An 18,277-nucleotide genomic window follows, 5' to 3' on the forward strand; every position below is an offset into this window, starting at 1 on the left:
TAGCCAAGAAAGTGCGGATCATTGGGTATCCTGGCAATTATTCACGCGTCGATATCATCCGCGCGCTCCGCAGGGAAACCAGGCGCCCTAATACGAATGACGGCATTCTTGGAAGCAAAGTAATGCAACAGGCCGCCTTTGCTGATGCCGGCTTCCTTGGCAACGTCCGCCAAATTCATGCGCACCACGCCATCCTCCATGACGATCTTGTTCGCCGCACTGATCAGGGGCGTAGCGAACCAATGAGTAAATCCCGTCAGGCTACCTTTTATAGCCACCTATACCAACCGGTTGGTCTGGCCGAAGCCCTGCTGCGCGACGAGGGCGGTTTAATCGTGCCGTTCTTCAACAAGTTCATAGAAGCAACGTGGCGGATGTGAAAGATTTAATGACGCATCCAGCGCGGGATATCTGCAATAGCTACGCGTTAGTCCAGTATTGGCTCCAAGCCTGAAAAGTATGCTTATGTCCTCCCCCATCCTGAAGCTAATTGCCCAGCGCATTGCGCTGGGCATCCTCCTTTTGCTGGCCATTTCGGTCCTGATTTTCGCCGGCACGCAAATACTGCCCGGCGACGTCGCGCAAGCCATTCTGGGACAATCGGCAACGCCCCAGTCGCTTGCCAATCTGCGCGAACAGCTCGGGCTGAACGACCCGGCCTATATCAGGTATTTCCATTGGCTCGGCGGCGTGCTGACCGGCGACCTTGGCACCGCCATGTCGAGCGGGCAGGATATCGCCACCTCGATCAAGGGACGGCTGTGGAACACGCTGTTCCTCGCGTTCTGGGCGGCGATCGTCGCCGTGCCGCTGGCGATCATCCTCGGCCTGATCGCGGTGCGTTACCGCAATGGCTGGATCGACAAGCTGATCTCCGGACTGGCGCTCGCCTCGACCTCCTTCCCGGAGTTCTTCGTCGGCTATGTGCTGGTCTATTTCTTCGCCGTGAAATGGCAGATCTTCCCCGCCATCTCGACCGTCTATGACGGCATGCCTTTCGGCGAGCGGATGCAGGCGATCGCCTTGCCGGCGGCGGCACTGACGCTGGTGGTGCTGGCTCACATGATGCGGATGACACGCGCGGCGATCCTCAACGTCATGCAGTCAGCCTATGTCGAGACGGCCGAACTGAAAGGCCTATCGGCGTTCAACGTCATCCGCAGGCACGCCTTCCCCAATGCGATCGCGCCGATCATCAACGTCGTGATGCTCAACCTCGCCTATCTGATCGTCGGCGTCGTCGTGGTCGAGGTGATCTTCGTCTACCCGGGCATGGGGCAGTATCTCGTCGACCACGTCACCAAGCGCGACGTGCCGGTGGTGCAGGCGGTCGGCCTGATCTTCGCCGCCGTCTACATCAGCCTGAACATCATTGCGGACATAGGGGCCATCGTCGCCAATCCGCGCCTCAGACATCCGAAATAGGGGGCGGGTATGCTCGATATCAAACGCATCCCGATCCCCGCGCTGATCGGCATCGTGCTGACGACACTGTTCGTTCTGGCGGCGATCTTCGCGCCCTTCATCGCGCCACACGGTAATGGCGAGATCGTCGGCGACGTCTGGGAACCGATGTCGGCCGGACACTGGCTCGGCACCGACAATCTCGGCCGTGACCTGCTGTCGCGCATGATCTACGGCGCCCGCATCACCCTGTTTATCGCCGTGCTGGCCACCGCGCTGTCGTTCTCGCTCGGCGCCATTCTCGGCTTCTCGGCGGCGGTTTTCGGCGGCTGGTACGACACTCTGCTGTCGCGGCTTGTCGATCTCCTGATGTCGATTCCGACGCTGATCATGGGCCTCGTCGTGCTTTCGGTGCTGCCGACCAACCTGGTGACGCTGATCCTGGTCATGGGCATTCTCGACTCGACCCGCGTTTATCGCCTGTCGCGAGCGGTGGCCGTCGACATCAACGTCATGGACTATGTCGAGGCCGCCAAATTGCGCGGCGAAGGCAGCGGCTGGATCATCTTCCGCGAGATCCTGCCCAATGCGCTGTCGCCGCTGGTTTCGGAACTCGGCCTGCGCTTCATCTACGCGGTGCTGTTCCTCTCGACGCTGTCGTTCCTCGGCCTTGGCGTACAGCCGCCCGACGCCGACTGGGGCGGCATGGTCAAGGAAAACAAGGACGGCATCGTCTTCGGCATCGGGGCGGCCCTAATCCCCGCCGCGGCAATCGCCGCGCTGGCAATCTCGGTCAACCTTGTCGCCGACTGGATCCTCAATCGCACGACAAGCCTGAAGGGAGGACGCGGGTGATGGCCGACACAAAAGCAAAGCCCGGCCTGCTGCTCGACATCCGCAATCTGCGTATCGAGGCGACGGTGTTCCCGCCAGGCGAGCCGCCGAAGAACATCGTGCTCGTCCATGACGTGTCGCTGACGCTCGAAAAGGGCAAGGTGCTCGGCCTGATCGGCGAGTCCGGCGCCGGCAAGTCGACCATAGGCCTGTCATCCATGGGCTATGGCCGAGGCGGCGTGCGCATTACCGGCGGTGAGGTCATCCTCAACGGCCGCGATATCCTCAAGGGCGGCAAGGAAGGTTTTCGCAAATTGCGCGGCCGCGAGGTCTGCTATGTCGCGCAATCGGCTGCAGCGGCCTTCAACCCGGCGCACAAGCTCATGGACCAGGTGGTGGAAGCCACGCTGCTGCATGGCACGGCGACACGGGCCGAGGCCGAAAAACGCGCCGTCGCGCTGTTCAAGAAGCTCAGCCTGCCAAACCCCGAAACCATCGGCGAGCGCTTCCCGCACCAGGTCTCCGGCGGCCAGTTGCAGCGCGTAATGACGGCGATGGCGCTCTGCTCGGAGCCCGACCTGATCGTCTTCGACGAGCCGACCACGGCGCTCGACGTGACGACGCAGATCGACGTGCTGGCGGCAATCAAGGACGCCATACGCGATACCCATGTGGCGGCTTTGTACATCACCCACGACCTCGCCGTGGTTGCCCAGGTGTCGGACGAGATCATGGTGCTGCGGGACGGTAAGAGTGTGGAACACGGCGAAACCCATCAGATCATCAAGGCGCCACGCATGGACTACACGAAGGCGTTGGTGTCGGTGCGCTCGATCGAACATGGGGAGAAGAAGCCGACGCCGAAGCCACTATTGTCGGTGAGGAATGCTACAGCCGCTTATGGAGGCGGAGTGGTGAAGGTTTTGCAGAACGTCTCGGTTGACGTCCATCCCGGCCAGACACTCGCTGTGGTGGGAGAGTCGGGCTCTGGCAAATCCACTCTGGCCCGCGTCGTGACAGGGCTGCTGCCGCCCATCGCTGGAAGCATTACCTTTGCCGGCCGTACGCTGGCACCCAGGCTCGCCGAGCGATCCAAGGATGATCTTCGCGAATTGCAGATGATCTATCAGATGGCCGATGTGGCGATGAACCCGCGCCAGACGGTCGGCACCATCATCGGCCGGCCGCTGGAGTTCTATTTTGGCATGCGCGGCCGCGAGCGCGACAAGCGCGTCGCCGAACTGCTCGACGAGATCGAGATGGGCAAGGGTTTTGTCGACCGCTATCCGGCGGAACTTTCGGGCGGCCAGAAGCAGCGCGTCTGCATCGCCCGCTCGCTTGCCGCCAAGCCGAAGCTGATCATCTGCGACGAGGTGACATCGGCGCTCGATCCGCTTGTAGCCGATGGCATCCTCAAGCTGTTGCTCCGCCTGCAGGAGATCGAAGAGGTGGCGTATCTGTTCATCACGCACGATCTCGCGACTGTGAAGTCGATCGCCGATTCCATCGCCGTCATGTACCGCGGCGAGGTGGTGCGCTATGGGCCGAAGAGCCAGGTACTGATTCGGCCGTTTGATGCATATACCGACCTCCTGCTGTCGTCGGTTCCAGAAATGGAGGTTGGTTGGCTGGAAAAGGCGATCAAGGGACGCCGTATCGGGAGCGGGGGACACTGAGCTTCACTCGGACGCCGGGATTAGGCTCCATGCTGCCTAGTAGTTTCACGCATCGTACCAATATTGCCGACCGGTTGCAAAATAAGTAGGCACTCCAGCGCTCCAGGGAGTTAGGCAGAAATTTGTTGCCGGCTCCGTATTGGCAAGGTCCAGAAGAGTTCGTGGATCACGTTGCTTGGTGCCGCGAAATATGACGACAAGCCTGAAATGATTGCCGCTCACTCGTCAGCTGTGATGATCGATGTGGCATCAAACAGAAGGTGAAATCAGTTGAACTGGTTGGCACCGATGGCAGGCAGCAGCGCTACTTATCTTAAAGCTGATGAAGGGCAGGGTCGATCTCCTGCCGTTCTTGACGCCTGCGGTAATCGAAAGGCCGGGCAAAATACGACGAGATGTGAGTTGCGCTCGGCCGTCCTCTGGTTAAGCGCCTGGGAAGAAGGCAACGACAGTGTATCGGAGGACGACGAGATAAACGAAGAGAGACCCGTCTTCAGCAGCCAGCAGCTCTAAAACAACAAGACGGTCGTGCCGTCTTACCGGCTCTCGGACGTGGCGAACCATCTTCGTGGCCTGGGTTCAACGCAGAGGGTGCGCCAGCGGAGGGCTGATGCGAGGTGCTCGAGCTGACGCCAGCGGTCAGAGCTTTGGGGATTGGGGGGCAACTTCGTACTGCCAACAATTTCGGAATGGTTGGCCCCGCCTCAAGGCGGGGCCTGTTCGGGATCAGTGCCGGTCCGGACGGACCATATCAGCTGCCCTAGAAACGGCGTGCTGAGTAACGACGCTCCAATCTGATCTTATCCCACATCCACGTAGATCACGCCATCCTCGATTTTCGTGGCATACGTCTTGAGGTTGATACACGCAGGCGGGTTAAGTGCTTCGCCCGTCCTGAAATCAAAGCTGCCTGCATGGCGTGGACATTCTATAGTATGATTCATGACGAAGCCGTCGGACATGCGCGCATGCTCATGTGTGCAGGTGTCATCCGTCGCATAACACCGATCCTCAGCAGTTCGGAAAATGGCAAAACTTTTTGTACCGTAGTCCCACCGCTTAACATCGTTCTTTGGAACATCCGTCACGCTCAATGCTTTGATCCAATTTGAATTATTGGACACTATCTAGATCCTTTCACGTTCTGCAGGATGAATGACAACGCTGGCGCGGCGCCATTTACTGAAGTTCGGCTCAAAATACCACCACGCCGCGGATGCTCGCGCCCTTGTGCATCAGGTCGAAGCCCTTGTTGATGTCTTCGAGCGGCATCGTGTGAGTGATCATTGGGTCGATCTGGATCTTGCCTTGCATGTACCAGTCGACGATTTTCGGCACGTCGGTGCGGCCACGCGCGCCGCCGAAGGCTGTGCCCATCCAGTTGCGGCCGGTGACCAGCTGAAACGGGCGCGTCGAAATTTCCTGGCCGGCGCCTGCAACGCCGATGATGACCGACTTGCCCCAGCCGCGATGCGAGGATTCAAGCGCCTGACGCATGACCTTCGTGTTGCCGGTGCAGTCGAACGTGTAATCGGCGCCACCGATTAAGTCGCCGTTCCGCTTCGTCAGATTGACGAGGTAGGATACGATGTCCTCACCGAATTCCTTCGGATTGACGAAGTGCGTCATGCCGAACTTTTCACCCCATTCCTTGCGGTTGGGATTGATATCGACGCCGATGATCATGTCGGCGCCGGCAAGGCGAAGTCCCTGCAGCACGTTAAGACCAATACCACCGAGACCGAAAACGATCGCGGTGGAACCGATCTCTACCTTGGCGGTGTTGATGACGGCACCAATGCCCGTGGTGACGCCGCAGCCGATATAGCAGATCTTGTCGAAGGGTGCGTCCGGACTGACCTTGGCGAGGGCGATCTCCGGCAGAACGGTGAAGTTCGAGAAGGTCGAGCAGCCCATATAATGGTGGATCATGTCCTTGCCAATCGAGAAGCGCGAGGTGCCATCCGGCATCACGCCCTGGCCCTGAGTGGCGCGGATCGACGTACAGAGGTTGGTTTTGCGGCTCAGGCAGGAATAGCACTCACGGCACTCAGGCGTGTAGAGCGGAATGACGTGATCGCCCTTGTTCACGGAGGTGACGCCGGGGCCAACGTCGATTACGATGCCGGCGCCCTCATGGCCGAGGATAGTCGGGAAGAGCCCTTCCGGGTCTGCACCTGAGAGCGTGAAGTCGTCGGTGTGGCAGATGCCGGTAGCCTTGACCTCGACCAGCACCTCGCCGGCGCTTGGGCCTTCGAGGTCGACCTCCATGATCTCCAGAGGCTTTCCGGCCGCGACAGCGACTGCAGCGCGGGTTTTCATGAAATTTCGCTCCGAACAGTTTGCAAATGCATAGGCGTGGATATCCAAATGCTATACGGGATCAGCAATTGCCTCCCACCTTTCCCGGACAAGTTTTCGCATCAAGAGAGCCTCAGCCCATCTATCGGTGCTATCGTTGCCATCCGCAGCGGTGATGGCATATGGCTTTGGTCCTAGTTCACAGACGAAGGCAAGAGTGCCGTCGGCAGGAGCCTTGCGCCTCCAGCTTCTAAAACCAAATTCCCACCATTCAAGAAACAGGTCCACCCACATGCGGTGATGCGGATACGATATCTCAATCTGGACCTGTTCCCGCGAAGCCACCCTGCCGTGAAATGCCCAGCAATTTTCAAGGATTCGGTGAATATAGCTGGTCTCCTCTGCGGGGACAGGAAAAGGAAATTCCCTGCCGACGAGGAAATGGGAAAGATCGCCGACAAGCCGAAGATCTGGCAGGCAGTCCAACAAATCCAAAACGAAATAGAGATCTGTGGTCATGCGGTTGCGGTGCGTTTCAAAATAAACAGGGAAGTCAACCTGTTCAGCTAGGCGGCACCATCCTTCCAAAAGCGGAATGCACTCCTGCAGCCTGCGTGGGCGTATGTCCGGCTGAATATTTAGATGATGAACGCCACAGTCGACAGCGTTTTCAAGAACCGGCTTGAGATCATCGATTGTCTTGGGAAAGCACTGCCCCTCCGCAACCATCCCAGCAGCTTTCAGGAGGGGGGAAAGCCGTCGCACCAGTTGCCGATCCGTCCACTCTTCGCTGACGCCGTCGAATTGTTCATTGACTATCATTTCGACGTTTTCTTCCATTGATCTTTCGAATCCATCGGTGTGCCGGCGCTCCATAGCCCACAAAGATTGAAGCACAAGAAGCTTTTGTACCATTCTCATTCTCCAACCAGCAGAACGCTAGCGAATACCCAAGTCGACGATGCGGTCTCTTATGCCGCAGCACTGCTTAACAGCGATCGCAGATCAACCGACGCGTCGCCGAGGTCCGTGGGACTTGGCCTAACGCTATCCCGCATCAACAGCTGGGCGACTTTCGCGCCGTGTCCGACTTGCCGTGATGAGCCGAAGCCGCTGAACCCGACGACTTCCCCATGTTTACCCAAGTGAAAAATCAAATGGGAATCGTCTTGGCAGAAACGATCGACATCATGATGTGACCTATCCGGATAACCAGCCACTTGAACCGACTTGTCATATTGATCTGACCACAACCAAGGTTCGGGAAAATATGCCTCGGACATCCCGAGCATGTTTCGCCCCGCCGTTGCTCCTTGGTCGTTCGCAGTTTTCCAGCATTCAAGGCGTGTCCGGCGTCCATCCTTCAATTCGAATGCGCACGCGTCGCCCGCCGCATATATGAAAGGATCGCTTGTCCTAAGATGACGATCTACAGCTATACCATTGTCGATAGCCAATCCGGCACTTTTCGCCAGCTCAACCCGGGGTGCCGCACCCACACAAACAAGTACGGTGGTGCTGCTAATGATAGTCCCATCGTCAAGCTCCACGCCGCGGATCTCGTCGTTACCCACGAATGAAACGATCCGTTTACTAAAGCAGAACTCGACCCCGGCCTGCTCGTGACAGGACTGAACGCGGTGCGCGAGTTCTTCGTGCAATGTTCGCATCATAATCCTGTGACCGACTTCAATAACGGTCACGGCACAGCCAAGTGCTCGAGCGCTTGCCGCAACTTCGAGCCCTATGAGCCCGCCGCCAACAATTGCCAATCGCGAACCCGGGGCAATCCGAATCCTTTCGCGAAGCTGAGCGGCGTCAGCGGCATCCCTGAGACTCAACACGCCGGGGAGATCAGAACCAGGAATTGAAAGCGGACGCGCTTCAGCCCCAGGCGCCAGGAGCAACCTTTCGTATGTAAGTGTCTGACCGTCTGACAGGATAATGTGGCGTTCGTTGCGGTCGATCGCTGCCACGCGAGCGTTTCGTCTAAACGTGATCTCCTGCTCCTCCATCTTGTCCGGCGTGAAAATTCGGTGATCTTCGATGGTCCTTTCGCCCCTCAGAATGCTCTTGGAGAGTGGCGGACGCTCATACGGCAGAACGTCCTGCTCTTCGAACAGCGTGATTGTGTGGCGCCATCCGCTTGCACGCAAGGCAAGTGCCGCGCTCACGCCTGCGTGTCCCGCCCCTATGATAACCATGCCGCGATCAGTCACGGGCTGCTCCATCTGTGTTTGAGCGACTGATGCGCCCTACTCATGCTGACCTAACAGAATAGATTGCACGATGTCAGGGTAGACTTGAGTGTTTTCCATCAAACCGCGGAAAGGCAAACGGGTCACTCCATAATCTGGGTTTCCTAGGCCGTTCCAATCCCCAAGCTATTCCCTTTCGGCCAGCAACTACGTCGTTTTAGAAATGTTTTCTTCCATGGTGACGAACCGACTTTTTCCGCCAACTGATGTGAACCACAGATCAAGACAGACCGCACCACCGCGGCAACGTCGTGTTCGGTGCCGCGATCAGGCGCCGACAACGCAGCCGTTGACCTTTGCGCTGTCGTTGGCTTTCGCGGTATTCCGGCCGATCCTTGGATCGGCTCGGGCTTAGGTGCGTCCGCACCATCCAAATGCGTCTAGTGGCTAGCAGCACATCATTGCCTGCGTTCGAAGCTCCCTGCTGTTGCCGACCGTCGTTCTGAGACTCACGATCCTCGTCTTCTTCGCTTCAGCCAGGTCTCCTGGCACCTTCTAAGGGCTCATCGTCGACCACACGTCGCCATAAGTGTTGAGCTGCACCGGCGTTTCCACCGAGTAGTGGTTCTGACGCACTTTTGCTGAAGTGGAATGGCTATGTCGCACCGATCGGTCGCGCCTGCAGCAGATCGAGTTTTGCGCGCCTGTACATCTGACGTTTGATGAGCTTCAGACGCGTGATCTGGTCTTCTGTCCGTTCGACGACACGCCGACGAACCACCCGCAATAGAGTGTAATATCACCGGCATCATAAGGCGATTAATCCGCCGCAGGTCTGTCGCCAAGCGCCAAACCAAGATGGTAGACGATCGTATCCAGCCGCTGGGTCCGACGGCTGTAACGAGCCAGGACACCGTCGTCGAATTTTTCGTAGAAGACGCGGCGACCGCAAAGGACAGCGTCGCACCAAAACCGACGCGCCACGACGGTCAATTCTACCTGTCGACCGCCAAGCGGCAAGTCTGCAGGCCGGCGCAGATATCGGCTTTGAACGCGTCGGCTCTCCGCAGTTCGGACTAGTCCCCGTGGGGCAGCGAGATCGCAAGAGGATATGAACGATTTCACTGACAATCTTGACTTAATCCACAGCAAAGCCATGCGGCGCGAGGCTCGCGCGTTGAAACCGATAGTGCATCCGCAGATCCTCCTAGAAATCACCGGAAATCTCATACGCAACAGCAGCAAAAAAGTCAGAGCCAGCTCTCAGTGGAAATCAACAGGCTTGGGGCGAGCGGGGTTCGGCATGACGCATTTCGTTAAACTGACGAGGCGTCGCATCCACCTCACGGTGGTTAGCTCGGATTGCTGCGCTGCTACTCGAGCACGCCTTTTTCTAGGGCTTGGGGTTCGGGGTTCAATCTTTCGGAGATCCAATAGTTCGCTCGGCGGATTTCGCGCCCGATTATCTCCACTTTGCCGAAGCCGGTGGCACCTATAAGTCGTCCCGCAACATCAAGATGGTAGAGAATGAACGCGCCACCGATATGGCGGGTCACCGCAGAGGAACCTAGATGCGGCAATCCAACGATCTGAATCGACCAATCATACTGGTCGGACCAGAAGAATGGGACCGAGTTGCCCGCCACCTCCTGCCCGAGAAGAGAGGCCGAGACAATCCGCGCATGACCTTCGGCATTCTGCCAAGCCTCTACTCTGATATGTCGCTCGAACAGGGGGTGCCAGAAAGAGGCGCAGTCGCCGCACGCATAAATGTCTGGATGCGACGTTCTAAGCCCCGAATCTGTGATGATTCCACCCTCGACGGTTAAGCCAGCCGACTTTGCCAAGCTGGTGTTCGCGCTGACGCCGGTGCCCACAACCGCCACATCGCAGGGGATGATCTCACCGGTGGAAAGATGTGCCGATTTCAATGTCCCAGAAGCATCGGCCACGAATTTTTCAATCATGCTGCCGAATCGGAAATTGACCCCGGCAGCATGATGATGCAACGCGACGGCGTCGCTCAGGCGTCTCGGGGCGATCCGTGCAAGCAGCCGGTCGGACGCCTCAACCACCAAAACACTCATTCCTCGCAGGCGCGCAGCAGCCGCAACCTCTAGACCGATGAAACCGCCTCCGACGACAATCAGTCGTCTGCCCTTGGAAAAATGTCTTCCAATCTTTTTCGCGTCATCGAACGTCCGGAGGCTGTGGACGCCATGATTGTGGCTGCCAGCCACGGAGAACTGGCGAACATACGAGCCAGTCGCGATGACCAGCTTGTCATATGAAATGGCCTGACCGGTGCTCGTTTGAACGGATTTGTTCCCGACGTCCAAAACGGCGGCTGACACATTAGCGACGAGATCGACACCTTGCCATGCAAGGTCATGTTCGCGCCATATAAGGCAGTCAGCCAGTTCGGAAGTGCCGAGGAGGACGCCTTTTGAAAGGGGAGGTCGATTATATGGCGGATGTGCCTCGCTGCCGATCAACGTAATCTCGAAGTCGCGACCGGCGTTCGATACGATCTGCGCGACACGTCCCCCCGCCTGTCCCCCGCCAATTATGACTAGCCTTGTCGTCATTTTAACTTGCGGGTTCGAACTCTGATGAGCAATTTCGATGTCTCTTTGGTTTCTTTCTATACGCCAGACCGAGTGGGTACTTCTACTGGTTTGTGGTCGAATGATATAGGTTCATATGATGAGGGTAAAACTGAAATTGATTTCAGAACTAGCGGGCGTTGGCCTTGCAACGGTAGATCGCGTACTGAATGAACGGGGGGGCGTCAAGCCCGAAACGGCCCGCAAAGTCCTCGATGCTGCTAGGCGACTCGGCTGGGGAAAATCGTTGCCGCTGCCTTATCGAAGCGGACTTCGATTTGAGATATTGCTAGGCCGACGTGAACTTCCCTACGTTGCGCAGATCAACGATGCCTTCGAGCGCTACCGACCCTTGATTGACCGCAGCGTTACGCTTCAGCGCACATTCGTTGACGATACCAAGCCTCACCGCGTTGCCGAAGCGATTCTTAAGGCGCGCTGCAATGCGTTGATTGTTTATGGACAGGAGCACGATGCCGTTCTCGACGCGGTCGGCTCCATCACGTCCGCGGGTGTGCCCGTTGTCACTATGCTTTCGGATTTGCCGACCACGCCTCGGTTGGCCTACGTCGGCATAGATCACTATAAAGCTGGTAGGGCCTCAGCCTTCTTTATGGCCAAGATGGCGCGTCGACCCGGTCCTGTCATCGGGCTGTATAGCAGCTTCCAGTATAGAGCACAGGCCGACAGGATCGCGGGCTTTCGCGACGGCCTTCGAGATTATTCGCCAGACAGGCACGCCACGGTACTGGTTGAAGGGCAAGATGACGAAACCCTCATACGAGATTTGCTTTCGCAGGCGCTTCGCAGCCATCCTAATGCCGCAGGTATTTACAATGCGGGCGCATTCAACAATGCCATAAAGCAGACCCTCCCTGCAGTCCACCCTTTAGATCGTTTGATTATCATTGCGCACGGCCTTACAGAAGACACGATGAGTATGTTGGAAGATGAGACTATTACAATAGTAATTGATCATAATATAGACCTGCAAGTTCGACAGGCGATTGAAGTTTTAAACTATCGGTTCGGTCTCTCCGATAAGATGTATGGCGCGACCTCTGTCCCTTTCACGCTGCACATGCGAGACAACGTATAGTACGTGGGCGAAAGGCGTGGCGGGCTTCCTCCTCGCCTTTGTTGCTATTGACGATGTGCGTTTTGTTCTTAGCTTTGCGTTGGCGAAGGCGATACTTCAAAATTCGCCAGGCACCGCTAACTCTCGTTGAGATTTGGCACATGCCTCACCGAGATCCAATTTCCTTATTTCCGGAACCAGAGCGAAGCCAAGACTATCGTATCGAGACATGTTAGCGACCGCTTTTCTAAGCGGTTAGGTACTGCTTCAGGTTGCAAGGAGGCATGCAGTGGTTGGAAAGGCAGCATGTCGGCGCCAATGCGGTACGGCTTCTCTGGTTGCTGCCGACTCCTATGGCTCCGACCTCTTGGCGGCATGGACTGAGAGCTGTGACGCCAAAACGAGTGAAAGATAGTCGAGCATCCGTTGAGGGTTTCGCATCAAAAGTGGCATGGCGCCGAGAAAATTTCGTTGGTAATTATGGGGAGGAGATTGATCGATACACCCCCGCAGGATGGCCTAAATGGTACACGAAACAGAACGCGTCGACACCGGTGGCTGGGCTCCTCCAGAGCTTATCGAGATCCCGCCGGTCTTTGTATGGCCACCTCGTCCTATAGACGTATTTAAGTTCGTCTTTGGTTGGAATGGGTATTTGTACCCTTACACCGTTTTGTATGCGGGCCTAGGTTTCTTAGCGTGGTGGTATCTGATACCAGACTTTGCTGAAATGAAGAATTTGCGCTTCGATTGGATCGCGAAGCTGTTTCTTGAGAACCTTGCAATCATCATTGTATGGACCAGCTTCTGGCATCTAAGGCTTTACGTTCAACGGGCGCAGGACACTGAATACAAGTTCAACAAGCGGTGGCCAAAGAACTCTGACTTGTTCCTTTTCGGCAATCAATTCTATGACAACGCCTTCCTGACGCTTGTCAGCGCGGTGCCGATATGGACGGCCTATCTGGTCCTTACGCTTTGGGCTATGGCGAATGGGTGGATTCCCTACGTCGACGCCCGCGAGCATCCGATCTACGTAGCGCTTTTCGTGTTGCTGTTGCCGCTATTCCGGGAAGTGCATTTTTATGCGATTCATCGCCTGGTCCACTGGCCGGTTCTCTATCGCTGGATCCACAGTGTTCATCATAAGAACTCAAACCCAACGCCCTGGTCTGGCTTGGCAATGCACCCGGCGGAGCATGTCCTCCTTTTCTCGTCTATCCTTCTCAATTGGATTATACCTTCGAACCCGTTCATGGTTGTAATGCATTTGCTTCGGATTTCTTTGAATTCGGTGGTCGACCACACCGGTTTTGGCAAAGTTGTCTTTGTGGATGGCAAGGCCCAAATCGATGGGGCGTCATATTCGCACTATCTCCATCACCGCTTCTTTGAGGTAAACTATAGTGATGGTGTTGTGCCGATCGACAGGTTATTTGGCACCTTTCATGATGGATCCCAGAAGGCCCATAACACAATGAACGAGCGGTTTAAGAAAAAGAACGCAAAAGAACCAAGCGCGCCTACTCCTTGAAACAGACTCAGTGGCTGTCTTTCTCCTAGTGAGAAAATGCGCTCTTAAAACTGATCATAAAATACGTTTTCTCCTCCTGCTGCCACGGAGCGCGAACTGCGTTTGACGTCAAATCAAAAAACCCGGCATGACTGTGCCGGGTTTTGAGCATTCCAATGGTTTTTAGGTCTTATCCTGTTATTCGGCGCTCCCACTGGAATGCACCCCCCAGACTGAGACAAAGAAAATCGCGGACAGTTTCCCCGCAGGGAGAGGAAACTGACGTATGGCCGGACGGCAAAGAGTTGGCGCATCGCTTACTGCACAGGTGCTGAAAGGCGTTAGTGGGCACGGCGGGTCGCCGTCATCGCGAAGGCGTGATCGAAGGACCGACGACTCGTCGGGCTGATTTCGGCGCGACTCGGCTCATGGTCGAACGGTAGCCGGCACTCGCCGCATAGGTCTCGCCCCGCAGGTCGAGAGCCACGAGCGAATGCGGCCAGATCAAGGCGTTCGGGATGATGAGAGACGTGCCTTTACCCGAGCGCGGCGGCCCTATGACGAAGCCGCCAACATCATCGCCGTCAATCCACAATTTCTTGCCGCCGATCAGCTTGCCCTGCGTCAAACGAAGCTTGCCGGAGCGCTGATCGCGGCCGGGCGAGGAAATTTCGGCAAGCCTGCCGCCGGCTCGACCGACGAAGACGCCCCCCACTTTCGTCAGGCCGGTCTTCGATACGTCGCTCATCGTCATGAAGCGAGAGTCATTGCGCTTTCTCGGGCGCATGAGAAACAGGCTGACCAGTGGCGCAAGAAACCCTAATGCTCCTGCTGCAACGGCGTATTGGACCCGGCCAAAATCCCTGGCCATCGTGTCCGCCCAAGCTTGTGTCGAAGTCTCGCGGGCCACGCGCCAATGCTCACCTCCAACCGCGCAGGCATGCCAAGGTAGCCTCTGCCTGGCTGCACCGCCTCAGATTTCTCTGGCCGAGAAGGACTTGGATGAAGCGGATGTCGGTGCCGTTGTCCAGAAGATGCATGGCGAAGCTATTTCGCAGTGTATCCACCGTCGCTTCTCAGCATGTTGAGTGCCACCGAGAGAAATTCACTGCACTACAAGGTCAGCTTTTCGCGCATGAACGTTATTGGCCTATCGGGGCGGTCCGGATTTCATGTAAGGGAAGGACCATCAACGCTGGATGGGGCGTAGACGGATGACGACGTCGACATGGGCGATTTCCATGCCTTCGGGCGGTTCCGGTAAATTGTCGATCTCAAGATTGCTCATCGCGATATCCAGAACTTCGTTGGGGCCTTCGACGAAGAAGTGGTTGTGGTCGGCCACGTTGGTGTCGAAGTAGGTTTTGGCGTTTTCCAGGGCGAGAACGCGGATCATACCCGCTCCCGTGAACTGGTGCAGCGTGTTGTAGACGGTGGCCAGCGATACGGGAACATTCGCGGCAGCAGCTTCCTCGTGGAGCTGTTCGACCGTCAGGTGGCGGTCACCCTTGGCGAATAGCAGATCGGCAAGGGCAACGCGTTGCCGCGTGGGCCGCAGCCCCGCCATCCTCAGTCTGGTCTCGATTGCCAAGTCCGCAACGACAGCCATAAAGGGAACTCCAATCCCCGATCAGGGGTATTTCTAATTGGGCGATCTGGCGCGGGCCCAGTTGATGCGTTTGTCATCTCGCCCAACCTGGAGTGTGGCATATACGAACGGTACGTGAAGATTTCTGGTCCTAACCCACGAATTGGCGGTAAAATCAAATTATTGATTTTACCGCACTTTTCTTCGATGAGTATCGGAGAAGCTCCCGAATCTACCCTTAAGGCTCCATCGTCGCTTGCCCAAGGCGCCCAACTGCGCCTGACCAGCTAGGCTCGCCCGACGATCGGGTTGATCGTGTCGTCGCAGAGCCTGTCGCCGACTTTCAGACTTTCGAAGTAAGACGTGGGCAGAATGTCTTGGAGCCCATTAAAGGTGGAGCCATCGGGCATGAAGCCCGCCGTCATCGCAATCCGGCGGCGGCGTGTCATGTTGGCCCCGGCACCATGAGCTGTAAGTCCGTTATGAAAGCTGCAATCGCCGGCGGGCATTGGCACCGCGACAGGGTCCGTCTCTGCCATCCCAGGGTAGATCTTGAAAAGTCCCGCAAGGTCTTTCCCGATGTCGGTGTTGTCGTAGTTGGCGAGCCTGTGGCTGCCCGGCACGAACGACAGGCAGCCGTTGAGGGGCGTCGCATCCTCGAGCGCGATCCAGATCGATATCGCGTCGCGCGAATAGAATGACCAGTAGGGATCGTCCAAGTGCCACGCGGTCGGGTTGCCGTATGGCTCTTTGATCAGCGCTTGGTCGAGCCAGATGCGCATCGCGGGCTGGCTGGCAAGGGCGCTGGCCATGTTGCCGATCTCGGGGCCGCGGATGTAACGGTGGATCGTCTGATTAAGTTTGGAGACGTTGATCCGCTGGGTAAAGACCTTATCGTAGTAGCGGTCGTCGCCGTCGAGCCGCTCGATACCGCCTGATGCGATCTTGCGGTCAGCCATGATCTCAACTGCCTCGAGGACGGCGGCTTTGAGTTCGGCCACCTCGGCCGGCGACAAGAGGCCTGGGATGTGCACGAACCCTCGTTCTTGGTATTCTCGGATCTGATCCTCAGTAACTTCACTTTTCATTAGCGCGTTCCTTCGTCTGCTAATCCAATCAACATTCCCAGCGTTGGTCATGGCGCCTGCACCGTGGCCCACTGCTCGCCTTGACCCGCTGTCACCGACTTAATTTTCTCCACGGTCAACTGGTCATGCGAATCCTGTTTATTTTTTGACGCCGACATCGCGACCAAGTCGATGAAGAAGCGTTGAAAGCCAAGCAGGACGGCTGCACCGCACGATGGACCCACCATAAGTTATCCTAAGAGGATGGACGCATCGGTCTGGGAAAATAGGTTACGGCTGACCCTTAGGCTCCGAGTGCTCGTGTGTTGTCGGGCTTTCTAAGCGTGTCATAGCGAGAAGCCGCTGCAGAAAGGCTTTCCGCTCCTTCGGCTTGAATTGAGGCAACCCTATTGCCTCGCTAAAGTACAGACCATCGACTGCGAGCCGGATGACCTGAGCGTAAAAATAATCGAGACCGTCTTTTTCCAGTCGATCAGACCATTTTGTATTCTCTGCCGAATACTCATTAAATAGCTCGATGTCGGAGGCGATGCCGGCGATCATCGCGGCGGCGATGTCATCAGCGCCTTCCGCTGGAAAACTCGTCGTTATATAGGCGCGAAGATATGAACCAGGCGTCGGATCAGCAGCGACCATCGCCATCGTCTTCTCCTCGAAGGATTCCAGCCCTGCAGCGATCATCGCTCGAATAAGATCGTCCTTCGAGGAAAAGTAGTGAAGCAAGCCGCCCTTACTGATGCCGGCCTCAGTCGCAACTTCTGCAAGTGTCATGCGGGCCGCCCCTCGCTCCATGACCACCTTTGTTGCGGCGTTGACGATCAGCGCTTTGATTTCTTCGCCGCTCTTGCGAAACTTCACAATCTTCTTTGGCTCATTCATAAATCGCCTCGACTTCCCTGTGCGCGTTTTTCAGCGCGAGATATGACAAAACCCTCCGAAAGAGAACCTCTTGAAAATATGCGACCGTTTGGACGGTTTTTTATAGACCGGCTGGACGGTTTGAGTTAGCTAACATGTCGGGAATTTAAAAGCAACGGAGGAATTTCCATGCACAGTCTTCGATCTCTTTCACTCGCGACAGCCTTCGTCGGACTCACACTCGCCCCTCAATCAGTGCTGTCCGCACAGCTTGGCGATACAAATGCGCCGATCCGCATTTCGCTGAACGAATGGACCGGCCAGAACATTACTGCCCACGTTGCAGGCCAGCTTCTCGAAAAGCTCGGATACAAGGTCCAATACCAGACTGCGGGTTCCTTCCCACAATGGATCGGGATGCAGGACGGCTCGATCGATCTCGTCCCTGAGCTTTGGACGAACAATCTTGGCGATATCTATCCCAAGATGCTGGCGGAAAAGAAGGTCGAAGTGGTTGGCGATCTGGGCCTCGATGGCCGGGACGGTTGGGCCTATACCGATGCTACACTCAAGGTATGCCCTGGCCTGCCGAGCTGGAAAGCCCTGATGGAACCAGATTGCGCCGCGGCACTTGCAACCGCCGAAACGCTTCCAAACGGCCGCCTTCTCGATTATCCCGCAGACTGGGGTACGGCGTCTGCAAACGAAATCGCCGATTTCAAGATCCCGCTCACTGCGGTGCCGGCTGGCTCCGAAGGGGCTCTCGTCGCTGAACTCCAGGCGGCGGTGGCCGCCAACAAGCCACTCCTGATGCGCTTCTGGGCACCGCATTGGATCCTCACGAAAGTCAAACTCAACTGGCTGGATATGCCACCTTGCGATCCAAAGGATGGCGCACGTTGCATGGCTCCCGCTCCGATCATCAAGGTGGTTCGCGCGGGATTCAGCGACAAATGGCCCGCGGCCTACGAGCTGACTAAGCTCTACCAACTGAGCGCCGACGACCAGGGGAAAATGACCTATGAGATCGATCAGGAGAAAAAGCCGATCGAGGACGTGGTCAAGGCATGGGTGGATGCGAACACCGCAACGTGGTCGCCTTGGATCGACGCCGCAAAGAAGTAAGCGGGTCG

At 56.8% G+C, this 18,277-nt stretch carries 18 protein-coding genes and 1 pseudogene; 7 read left to right on the plus strand and 12 right to left on the minus strand.

Translation table 11 applies throughout. The features are described 5' to 3' along the window. Window positions 1–41 precede the first annotated feature (41 nt). A complete protein-coding gene (locus A6B35_RS37590) occupies window positions 42–179 on the minus strand; it encodes a TetR family transcriptional regulator (RefSeq protein ID WP_425277646.1) in 138 nt (45 codons plus the stop codon). On the opposite strand from A6B35_RS37590, the gene A6B35_RS36785 reads away from it, so the two are divergent. From A6B35_RS36785 to A6B35_RS29750, 4 genes are all read left to right on the plus strand, one after another. Further along, a complete protein-coding gene (locus A6B35_RS36785) occupies window positions 123–380 on the plus strand; it encodes a hypothetical protein (RefSeq protein WP_065518326.1) in 258 nt (85 codons plus the stop codon). The genes A6B35_RS37590 and A6B35_RS36785 overlap by 57 nt on opposite strands. Before the next feature lie 85 nt (window positions 381–465). Next, window positions 466–1,425: an ABC transporter permease gene (locus A6B35_RS29740; protein ID WP_006200724.1), complete on the plus strand. Its 960-nt coding sequence runs from the start codon at window positions 466–468 to the stop codon at window positions 1,423–1,425. A gap of 9 nt (window positions 1,426–1,434) precedes the next feature. Further along, window positions 1,435–2,259 carry an ABC transporter permease gene (locus tag A6B35_RS29745; protein ID WP_006200725.1) on the plus strand — a complete coding sequence of 275 codons (825 nt, stop codon included), beginning with the start codon at window positions 1,435–1,437 and terminating at the stop codon, window positions 2,257–2,259. After that, window positions 2,259–3,914, plus strand: coding sequence for an ABC transporter ATP-binding protein (locus A6B35_RS29750; protein WP_006200726.1), 1,656 nt, complete (start codon window positions 2,259–2,261; stop codon window positions 3,912–3,914). Before A6B35_RS29745 ends, A6B35_RS29750 begins: the two co-directional genes overlap by 1 nt. 800 nt (window positions 3,915–4,714) lie before the next feature. Here A6B35_RS29750 and A6B35_RS34830 read toward each other — a convergent pair. The 5 genes from A6B35_RS34830 to A6B35_RS29785 form a co-directional block, all read right to left on the minus strand. Next, window positions 4,715–5,038, minus strand: a complete 324-nt coding sequence (locus tag A6B35_RS34830) for a MocE family 2Fe-2S type ferredoxin (RefSeq protein WP_006200728.1) — start codon at window positions 5,036–5,038, stop codon at window positions 4,715–4,717. A 70-nt stretch (window positions 5,039–5,108) separates the two neighbouring features. Next, window positions 5,109–6,236: an S-(hydroxymethyl)glutathione dehydrogenase/class III alcohol dehydrogenase gene (locus A6B35_RS29760; protein ID WP_006200729.1), complete on the minus strand. Its 1,128-nt coding sequence runs from the start codon at window positions 6,234–6,236 to the stop codon at window positions 5,109–5,111. Between the two features lie 51 nt (window positions 6,237–6,287). Beyond that, a complete protein-coding gene (locus A6B35_RS34835) occupies window positions 6,288–7,130 on the minus strand; it encodes a hypothetical protein (RefSeq protein ID WP_006200730.1) in 843 nt (280 codons plus the stop codon). A 56-nt stretch (window positions 7,131–7,186) separates the two neighbouring features. After that, window positions 7,187–8,446 carry an NAD(P)/FAD-dependent oxidoreductase gene (locus tag A6B35_RS29775; protein WP_006200731.1) on the minus strand — a complete coding sequence of 420 codons (1,260 nt, stop codon included), beginning with the start codon at window positions 8,444–8,446 and terminating at the stop codon, window positions 7,187–7,189. 1,340 nt (window positions 8,447–9,786) lie between these two features. Further along, window positions 9,787–11,001 (minus strand): NAD(P)/FAD-dependent oxidoreductase, encoded by a 1,215-nt coding sequence (locus A6B35_RS29785; RefSeq protein ID WP_006200733.1) that lies wholly within the window; start codon window positions 10,999–11,001, stop codon window positions 9,787–9,789. A 115-nt stretch (window positions 11,002–11,116) separates the two neighbouring features. On the opposite strand from A6B35_RS29785, the gene A6B35_RS29790 reads away from it, so the two are divergent. Both A6B35_RS29790 and A6B35_RS29795 read left to right on the plus strand, forming a co-directional pair. Beyond that, complete coding sequence (locus tag A6B35_RS29790) at window positions 11,117–12,118, plus strand: LacI family DNA-binding transcriptional regulator (protein ID WP_006200734.1); 1,002 nt, start codon at window positions 11,117–11,119, stop codon at window positions 12,116–12,118. A gap of 502 nt (window positions 12,119–12,620) precedes the next feature. Then, window positions 12,621–13,631: a sterol desaturase family protein gene (locus tag A6B35_RS29795; protein WP_065518330.1), complete on the plus strand. Its 1,011-nt coding sequence runs from the start codon at window positions 12,621–12,623 to the stop codon at window positions 13,629–13,631. Between the two features lie 343 nt (window positions 13,632–13,974). Here A6B35_RS29795 and A6B35_RS29800 read toward each other — a convergent pair whose 3' ends face one another. From A6B35_RS29800 to A6B35_RS29820, 6 genes and pseudogenes are all read right to left on the minus strand, one after another. Next, window positions 13,975–14,520, minus strand: a complete 546-nt coding sequence (locus A6B35_RS29800; protein ID WP_156788629.1) for a type IV secretory system conjugative DNA transfer family protein — start codon at window positions 14,518–14,520, stop codon at window positions 13,975–13,977. A 64-nt stretch (window positions 14,521–14,584) separates the two neighbouring features. After that, window positions 14,585–14,680, minus strand: a pseudogene (locus A6B35_RS36790) (tyrosine-type recombinase/integrase); the annotation flags it as partial. A 119-nt stretch (window positions 14,681–14,799) separates the two neighbouring features. Next, on the minus strand, window positions 14,800–15,219 hold the full coding sequence (gene irrA, locus A6B35_RS29805; RefSeq protein ID WP_006205742.1) for an iron response transcriptional regulator IrrA: 420 nt from the start codon (window positions 15,217–15,219) through the stop codon (window positions 14,800–14,802). 266 nt (window positions 15,220–15,485) lie between these two features. Continuing rightward, window positions 15,486–16,286: a phytanoyl-CoA dioxygenase family protein gene (locus A6B35_RS29810; RefSeq protein WP_040583913.1), complete on the minus strand. Its 801-nt coding sequence runs from the start codon at window positions 16,284–16,286 to the stop codon at window positions 15,486–15,488. Window positions 16,287–16,333: 47 nt separating this feature from the next. Next, entirely contained in the window at window positions 16,334–16,513 is a 180-nt protein-coding gene (locus A6B35_RS29815; RefSeq protein ID WP_006205744.1) for a hypothetical protein, read from the minus strand. A gap of 43 nt (window positions 16,514–16,556) precedes the next feature. Next, complete coding sequence (locus tag A6B35_RS29820) at window positions 16,557–17,165, minus strand: TetR/AcrR family transcriptional regulator (RefSeq protein ID WP_006205745.1); 609 nt, start codon at window positions 17,163–17,165, stop codon at window positions 16,557–16,559. 168 nt (window positions 17,166–17,333) lie between these two features. Between A6B35_RS29820 and A6B35_RS29825 the strand changes: the two genes are divergently transcribed. Then, window positions 17,334–18,269, plus strand: coding sequence for an ABC transporter substrate-binding protein (locus tag A6B35_RS29825; RefSeq protein WP_040583914.1), 936 nt, complete (start codon window positions 17,334–17,336; stop codon window positions 18,267–18,269). Window positions 18,270–18,277: the final 8 nt, after the last annotated feature.

The sequence above is a fragment of the Mesorhizobium amorphae CCNWGS0123 genome (assembly GCF_001686985.1).
Classification (GTDB): Bacteria; Pseudomonadota; Alphaproteobacteria; order Rhizobiales; family Rhizobiaceae; genus Mesorhizobium; species Mesorhizobium amorphae.